The organism is Stenotrophomonas sp. IS26 (assembly GCF_054188265.1).
In genome coordinates this window covers 40,093-47,187 of record NZ_JBSZJV010000026.1, presented here as the reverse complement: position 1 = coordinate 47,187, position 7,095 = coordinate 40,093, and the positions used below count along the sequence as shown (strand labels likewise).

Sequence of the window (7,095 nt, the reverse complement as noted above, 5' to 3'; positions counted from 1 at the left end):
GTGCTGGTCGAAGCCGTATTCGGGGTGGGCGTCGTGCAGCGTCTGCATGAAGCGGTCGCGGCTGACTTTGGCGAGGATCGAGGCGGCCATGATGGCGCGGTCGAGGGCGTCACCACCGATCAGGGCCTGGGCCGGGCAGGGCAGGCCTTTGGGGACGACGTTGCCGTCGATGCGGGCGAACTGGGCGACGTGGGCGACGCCTTCGACGGCGCGGCGCATGCCGAGCATCGTGGCCTGGTAGATGTTGAGGGCGTCGATGTCGCCGACGTCCACCATCACCACGTGCCAGGCCAGGGCGCGGTCGAGGATCTTGTCGTAGAGCTGGTCACGGCGTGCCGCGGTGAGCTGCTTGGAGTCGTCCAGGCCGTTGAGGCGCGGTCGGTCGGGGCAGAACACCACGGCGGCCACCGCGACGGGCCCGGCCAGGGGGCCGCGGCCGGCTTCATCCACCCCGGCCACGTAGCGCGGGGCGACGGTGGCCAGGGCGGCGCCGTCGAACAGGGCCAGTGAAGCGGCGGCGGCGTGGCGACGGCTCATGCGGCGCGGCCGTGGTGGGGGCCGCGTTCGAGCAGCTCGGTGACGGCGTCGGCGGCCCGTGCGGAGGCGTCGCGCCGCAGCTGCAGGTGCAGGCGCTGGTAGGTGTCCTGCAGGTCGGTCACGCGCTGGGGGCGATCGAACCACTGCAGGATGGCGGCGGCCAGTTTGTCCGGGGTGCAGTCGTGCTGCATCAGCTCCGGCGCGAGGTCCTTGCCGGCCAGGATGTTGGGCAGGGCGAAGCGGTCGACCTTGAGCAGCCCCAGCGCCTTGACGATGCGGTAGGTGAGTTCGGCCACGCGGTAGCCGACCACCATCGGGCGTTTGACCAGCATCGTCTCCAGGGTGGCGGTGCCGGAGGCGAGCACGACCACGTCGGCGGCGATCATCGCGGTGCGCGCGTTGCCGTCGAGCAGGTGCGAATGGGCAACCGGCAACGCCGAGGCGGAAAGTTGCTCGCTGATCAGGGTGCGGCAGGCGGCGTTGGCGGCCGGAACCACCACGTGCAGGCCGGGGATGCGTTCGGAAACCTGCCAGGCGGCTTCGAAGAACGGTTCGCCGAGCTTGCTGATTTCCCCCAGGCGGCTGCCGGGCAGTACCGCCAGCACCTTCGCGTTGGAGGGCAGGCCGAGTGCGGCGCGCGCCTGTTCGCGATCATTGTGCAGCGGGATGTCATCGGCCATGGGATGGCCGACGAAGCGGGCGTCGATGCCGTGCTTGGCGTAGATCGGCGGTTCCATCGGGAACAGGCACAGGACCAGATCGGCGCTGGCCCCGATCTTCTCGGCACGCTTCTCACGCCAGGCCCAGACCGAGGGGCTGACGTAATGGACGGTGCGCACGCCGCGTTCCTTCAGCCAGCGCTCGACGCCGAGGTTGAAATCGGGCGCGTCGATGCCGATGAACACGTCCGGCTGCCACTCCAGCGCACGCGCGCGGAACGCGCGGCGCAGTTTGAGCAGGCGCGGCAGGTGGCGCAGGATTTCGGTCAGGCCCATCACCGCCAGTTCGCTGGCGTCGAACCAGGTCTGGCAGCCGGCGCTGCGCATGGCATCGCCGCCGATGCCGGCGAACTCGGCATTCGGGAAGCGCAGGCGCAATTCGCGGATCAGGCCGGCACCGAGCAGGTCGCCGGAGGCTTCACCGGCGACCAGGGCGATCCGCACCGGGCGCTCGGAGGTGCGCACGGCCAGCGTCTGTTCAACGCTGGTCGCCATCGCAGTGAGTGGAATGATCTCGGCGGTCGTCATGCCCGGGGTGTGCCCGCCTGGAGCCGTCATCGCAGCAGGGGCCTCTCGGCGCTTTCGATGAAGTCCAGCAGGTCCTTCACGTCGGCGCTATGGGTGGCCTGCTCGGCCAGCTGCACCTTGGCTTCGGCCAGCGGCAGGCCGGCCACGTACAGCGTGCGGTAGGCGCGCTTGATGCTGGCGATGCGCTCGGCGTCGAAGCCGCGGCGCTTGAGGCCTTCGCTGTTGATGCCGCGCGGGCGGCCCAGGGTATCGCTGCCGACCATGGTGAACGGCGGAACGTCGCCGTTGGTCAGCGCGCCCATGCCAAGGAAGGCGTGGGCACCGATGCGGCAGAACTGGTGGGCACCGGCGAAGCCGCTGATGATCACGTAGTCGCCCACGGTGACGTGGCCGGCCAGCGTGGTGTTGTTGGAGAACACGCAATGGTCGCCGACATGGCAGTCATGCGCCACGTGGGTGTAGGCGAGCATCCAGTTGTCGTTGCCGACCGTGGTGATGCCGCCGCCACCGGCGGTGCCGCGGTTGATGGTGACGAACTCGCGGATGACGTTGTCATCGCCGATCACCAGCTCGGTGCGCTCGCCGTTGTACTTCTTGTCCTGCGGCTCGCCACCGATCGCGGCATGGCCGATGAAACGGTTGTTGCGGCCGATCCGGGTCGGGCCGTGGATCGAGCAGTGCGGACCGATCTCGGTACCGGCACCGATTTCCACGTCCGCACCGATCAGGCAGAACGCACCCACGCGCACATCCGCAGCCAGCGTCGCCGACGGGTCGATGACCGCGGTGGGGTGGATGAGAGGGGCGTTGTCACTCATTGCAGATCTCCTGCCTGGATCATTCGCGGGTGCCGGCGCACAGCACTTCGGCGCAGGCGACGATTTCGCCATCGACCTTGGCCACGCAGTCGTACACCGCCATGTTGCGGATCACGCGTTTGATCTCCACGTGCATTTCCAGCACATCGCCGGGCACGACCTGCTTGCTGAAGCGGGCTTTGTCGACCTTCACCATGTAGAACAGCTTGGACTGCGCATCGCGGCCCAGGGTGAGCTGGGTCAGCACGCCGCCGGCCTGGGCCATGGCTTCGATGATCAGCACGCCGGGCATGATCGGCTGGCCCGGGAAGTGGCCCTGGAAGAACGGCTCGTTGATGCTGACGTTCTTGGTGGCGACGATCTTCCGGTTCTCGAAATCGAGCGAGATCACCTTGTCCACCAGCAGGAACGGGTAGCGGTGCGGGATCAACTGCTGGATCTGGTTGATGTCCGGCAGATTCTGGTTGTTGCTCATTCTTTCTCCTTGCTCACAGACAGGATGCGCCGGGCGAGCGCATCGAGCTGCTTGAAGCGCGCGGCATTTTTACGCCACGTGCGGTTGTCGGTCAGTGGGGTGCCGGAGGAATACTCGCCCGGCTCATGAATGGAGTTGCGCACCACCGATTTGCCGGTGATGACGACCTTGTCGCAGATTTCGAGGTGACCGACGACGCCGACGGCGCCGCCCAGCAGGCAGTAGCGGCCGATCTTGGCGCTGCCGGCGATGCCGGTGCAGCCGGCGATGGCCGAGTGGGCGCCGATCTGGACGTTGTGGGCGACCTGCACGAGGTTGTCCAGGCGCACGTCGTTCTCCAGCACGGTGTCTTCCAGCGCGCCGCGATCCACGCAGGTGTTGGCGCCGATTTCGCAGTCGTCGCCGATGCGCACGCCCCCGAGCTGGGGCACTTTGATCCAGTGGCCGGCATCCATGGCCAGGCCGAAGCCATCGGCACCCAGCACGGCGCCGGGATGGATGCGCACGCGCTTGCCGAGCTTGACGCGGGTGACCAGGGTCACGCGGGCGATCAGTTCGCAGCCGTTTTCCAGGGTGCAGTCTTCGCCGATGATGCTGCCGGGGCCGACGATGCAGTTCTCACCGACGACGCTGCGCGCGCCGATGGTGACGAACGGCCCGATGTGGGCACTGGCGGCGACCTGGGCGTCCGGATCGATGCAGGCGCTGGGGTGGATGCCCGGGGCGCGCGGCGGTGCGATATCGAACAGGGCGGCGATCTTGGCGAAGGTGGTGTACGGGTCCTTGGCGACCAGGGCGGCGCCGGGCGCGGCCTCGGCATCCTCGGCGCGCAGCACGACGATGGCCGCCTGGCTGTCGGCCAGCTGCGCGCGGTAGCGCGGATTGGCCAGGAAGGTGAGCTGGCCGGGGCCGGCATGGGCGAGCGTAGCCACGCCATGGATGGCGGTGCTGCCATCACCATGGACCTGCAGGCCAAACTGCTCGGCGAGTTGCTGGGCGGTATAGGTAGGAGTGTTCACCGGGGGAGTTTACCGTGTGATGCCGAAACGGTCATGCGGGGCGGGGGTTTTGGGGTGGGTGTGTCGGTTTGCTGTGGCTCCGGCGCTTTGGTTGCCATCGCGCGGGGTCGTGACGGGCAGCCCTGGCCAGGACGCGCCGTAAACCCATCCTTGGGGGCTCGTGGGCCGCATCCATGCGGCCCAACGGTCCTGGCCAGGGCTGCCCGCCACGCCCCCCGACGGTTCAGCGCGAGCGCGGCAGGGTAGTGCCGGCCGCTGGCCGGCTCTCGATGATCCTGGAGGTTCGTACCGACCAACGGTCGGCACCTACCCAAAGCGGCATCGAACGATAAGTCCCAACCCAAAGCGGCATCGACCAATGATTGGTTCGAACCCAAATCGGAACGGACGCATGATCGCTCCCGGTCCCAAAACGAAAACGCCGGGCAAAGCCCGGCGAATGCGTACCGCGTCTGGTGGAGAGGCCCCCTTCTGTTAAGGGGGCCGCGCCGACGGCGCGGGGGATAGGAGGAATCGTTGGGCCCCAAGGTTTGCTGCGCAAACCTTGGGCAATTCACGTTAGGCGGTCAGAACTGACCGCCGAACGTGAATTGCAGACGCTCGACTTCGTCGCCGTCTTCCTTCTTGAGCGGGAAGGCGTAGCTGATCGAGATCGGGCCGACCGGGGCGCGCCACAGCAGGGCCACACCGGTGGACACGCGCAGTTCGTTGGCCTTGAAGTTGTCCACGCCGGTGTACACGTTGCCGAAGTCCACGAAGGCCGAGATGCGGGCCGAGGGGCTGTCGAACAGGCGCGGGAAGTAGGCTTCCACCGAACCAACGGTCTTCAGCGAGCCGCCCAGCGGCTGGCCGCGGTTGTAGCTCAGGGTCGGTTCCGAACGCGGGCCGAGGGTGTTGTCCTCGAAACCACGCACCGAGTTGGTACCACCGGCGTAGAAGTTCTCGTAGAACGGCAGGCCAGCGGCGGTCACCACGCGGGTGCTGCCATCCGGGTTGGTGATCACGCGGGTGGTGTCATTGCCGTAGCTGTCGCCGTAGCCGACTTCGGCGCGGGTGTTGATGACCAGCTGCGGGATGATCGGCCAGTACTTGGAGAACTGATAGTTCAGCTTGTAGTACTCCACGGTCGAACCCGGCAGCGTGGTTTCCAGGCCGACGCGCTGGTAGGTACCGCGGGTCGGCATGAAGTAGTCGTTGCGGGTATCGCGCGCCCAGCCCAGCTCGGTGCGCCAGGAATGGAACGTGCGCTGGCCGATGGCATCGATGTAATCGATGATCGCCTGCGGGGTCGACCCCTGGTACGTGGTGATCTGGTTGCTGTCGATGCCCACCATCAGCGAGACGGTGTCGTTCTCGGTGATCGGCACGCCGAACACCACCTGCGCGGCACCATTGGTGCTGTTGTACTGCGCGGTGTTGAAGTCGGAGTAATCCAGTTCGCGCCAGGAAAGGTTGTAGCCCAGCGAGACGCCGTCATCGGTGAAGTACGGGTTGGTATAGCTGAAGCCGTAACGCTGCAGGTAGCTGCTGCGCGACGCTTCGACCGACACACGGTTGCCGCCGCCGAGGAAGTTGTTCTGCGACAGCTGCACCGAGGTGGTCATGCCGTAGGACTGCGAATAGCCCAGGCCGAACACGAAGCTGCCCGAGGTGGTTTCCTTGACGTTGTAGACCACGTCGACCTGGTCGTTGCTGCCGGTGACCGGCGGCGTTTCCACGTCGACCGATTCGAAGTAGCCCAGGCGCTGCAGACGGATCTTGGAGCGGTCGATCGCGGCCTGCGAGTACCAGCTGTTCTCGAACTGGCGCATTTCACGACGCAGCACTTCGTCGGAGGTGCGGGTGTTGCCCTTGAAGGTGATGCGGCGCACCGACACGCGCGGGCCGGGAACGACCTGCATGTTGATGGCCACCGTGCGGTCGGCACGGTTGCTGGTCGGGATCGGGTTCACCTTGGCGAAGGCGTAGCCGATGTTGGACAGCGAATTGGTGATCTGGTCCGAGCTGAACTCCAGCAGCGCACGCGAGAACGTGTCGCCGGATTTCTGGATCACCATGCGCTCGACATCTTCCTGCGGCAGGATGGTGTCGCCGGTGACCTTGATCTCGGAAATCTTGTACTGCTCACCCTCGGTCACGCCGGCGGTGATGAACATGTCGCGCTTGTCGGGACTGATCGAGACCTGGGTGGAATCGATGCTGAAATCCACGTAGCCGCGGTCCAGGTACCAGCCGTTGAGCTTTTCCAGATCGCCGGACAGCTTTTCCTTGGAGTACTGGTCGTCGCGGCGGTACCACGAGGCCCAGTTGTGCTCCTTGGATTCCCAGGTTTCCAGGATGTCCTTGGCCGGGAACTTCTCGGTGCCGACCAGGTTGACGTGCTGGATCTTGGCGGCCTTGCCTTCCTTGATCGCGATGGCGATGTCCACGCGGTTGCGGTCCAGCGGGCTCACCGTCGGGGTGATGTCCACGTTGTACTTGCCACGGTCGTTGTACTGGCGGCGCAGTTCCTGGGTCACCCGGTCCAGGCTCAGGCGGTCGAAGGTGCCGCCCTCGGTCAGGCCGATGTCGCTCAGGCCCTTGAGCAGCTGGTCGCTCTTGATGTCCTTGTTGCCGGTGACGGTCAACTTGTTGATCGCCGGGCGTTCCTTGACCGTGACCACGAGGATGTCGCCCTGGCGGTTGAGCTGGACGTCTTCGAAGAAGCCGGTCTTGTACAGCGCACGGATGGTCTCACCGACCTTGTTGTCGGTGATGGTGTCGCCACGTTCCACCGGCAGGTAGGTGAACACGGTACCGGAGGTGATGCGCTGGAGACCATCCACGCGGATGTCGCTGACGGTGAAGGGCTCGGCTGCCTGCGCCAGGGCGGGCGCGCCGAAACCGGCAACGAGTGCGAGGGCCAGCAGGCGGCGATTGGGGAGTCGCGTCATGTCACGTCCGGTTGGAGTCGATTTCAACATTGCGGGATGCCGGCGCATAAGACGACGACAAAAGGA

At 66.2% G+C, this 7,095-nt stretch carries 5 protein-coding genes and 1 pseudogene; all 6 read right to left on the bottom strand.

The window, feature by feature from the left end:
* Positions 1 to 537: ribonuclease HII (locus ACW6W5_RS16565; protein WP_458233664.1), on the bottom strand; the 537-nt coding region annotated here is incomplete at its 3' end.
* Positions 534 to 1,706: pseudogene (lpxB, locus tag ACW6W5_RS16560) on the bottom strand (lipid-A-disaccharide synthase); the annotation flags it as partial. The pseudogene lpxB and the gene ACW6W5_RS16565, both read right to left, overlap by 4 nt.
* Positions 1,707 to 1,810: 104 nt before the next feature.
* Positions 1,811 to 2,602 (bottom strand): acyl-ACP--UDP-N-acetylglucosamine O-acyltransferase, encoded by a 792-nt coding sequence (lpxA, locus tag ACW6W5_RS16555; RefSeq protein WP_152151754.1) that lies wholly within the window; start codon positions 2,600 to 2,602, stop codon positions 1,811 to 1,813.
* Positions 2,603 to 2,621: 19 nt separating this feature from the next.
* Positions 2,622 to 3,077, bottom strand: coding sequence for a 3-hydroxyacyl-ACP dehydratase FabZ (gene fabZ / locus ACW6W5_RS16550; protein ID WP_019184406.1), 456 nt, complete (start codon positions 3,075 to 3,077; stop codon positions 2,622 to 2,624).
* Positions 3,074 to 4,096, bottom strand: coding sequence for a UDP-3-O-(3-hydroxymyristoyl)glucosamine N-acyltransferase (lpxD, locus tag ACW6W5_RS16545; protein ID WP_121041474.1), 1,023 nt, complete (start codon positions 4,094 to 4,096; stop codon positions 3,074 to 3,076). Before lpxD ends, fabZ begins: the two co-directional genes overlap by 4 nt.
* Positions 4,097 to 4,662: 566 nt before the next feature.
* Positions 4,663 to 7,029: an outer membrane protein assembly factor BamA gene (gene bamA / locus ACW6W5_RS16540; protein WP_121041476.1), complete on the bottom strand. Its 2,367-nt coding sequence runs from the start codon at positions 7,027 to 7,029 to the stop codon at positions 4,663 to 4,665.
* Positions 7,030 to 7,095: the final 66 nt, after the last annotated feature.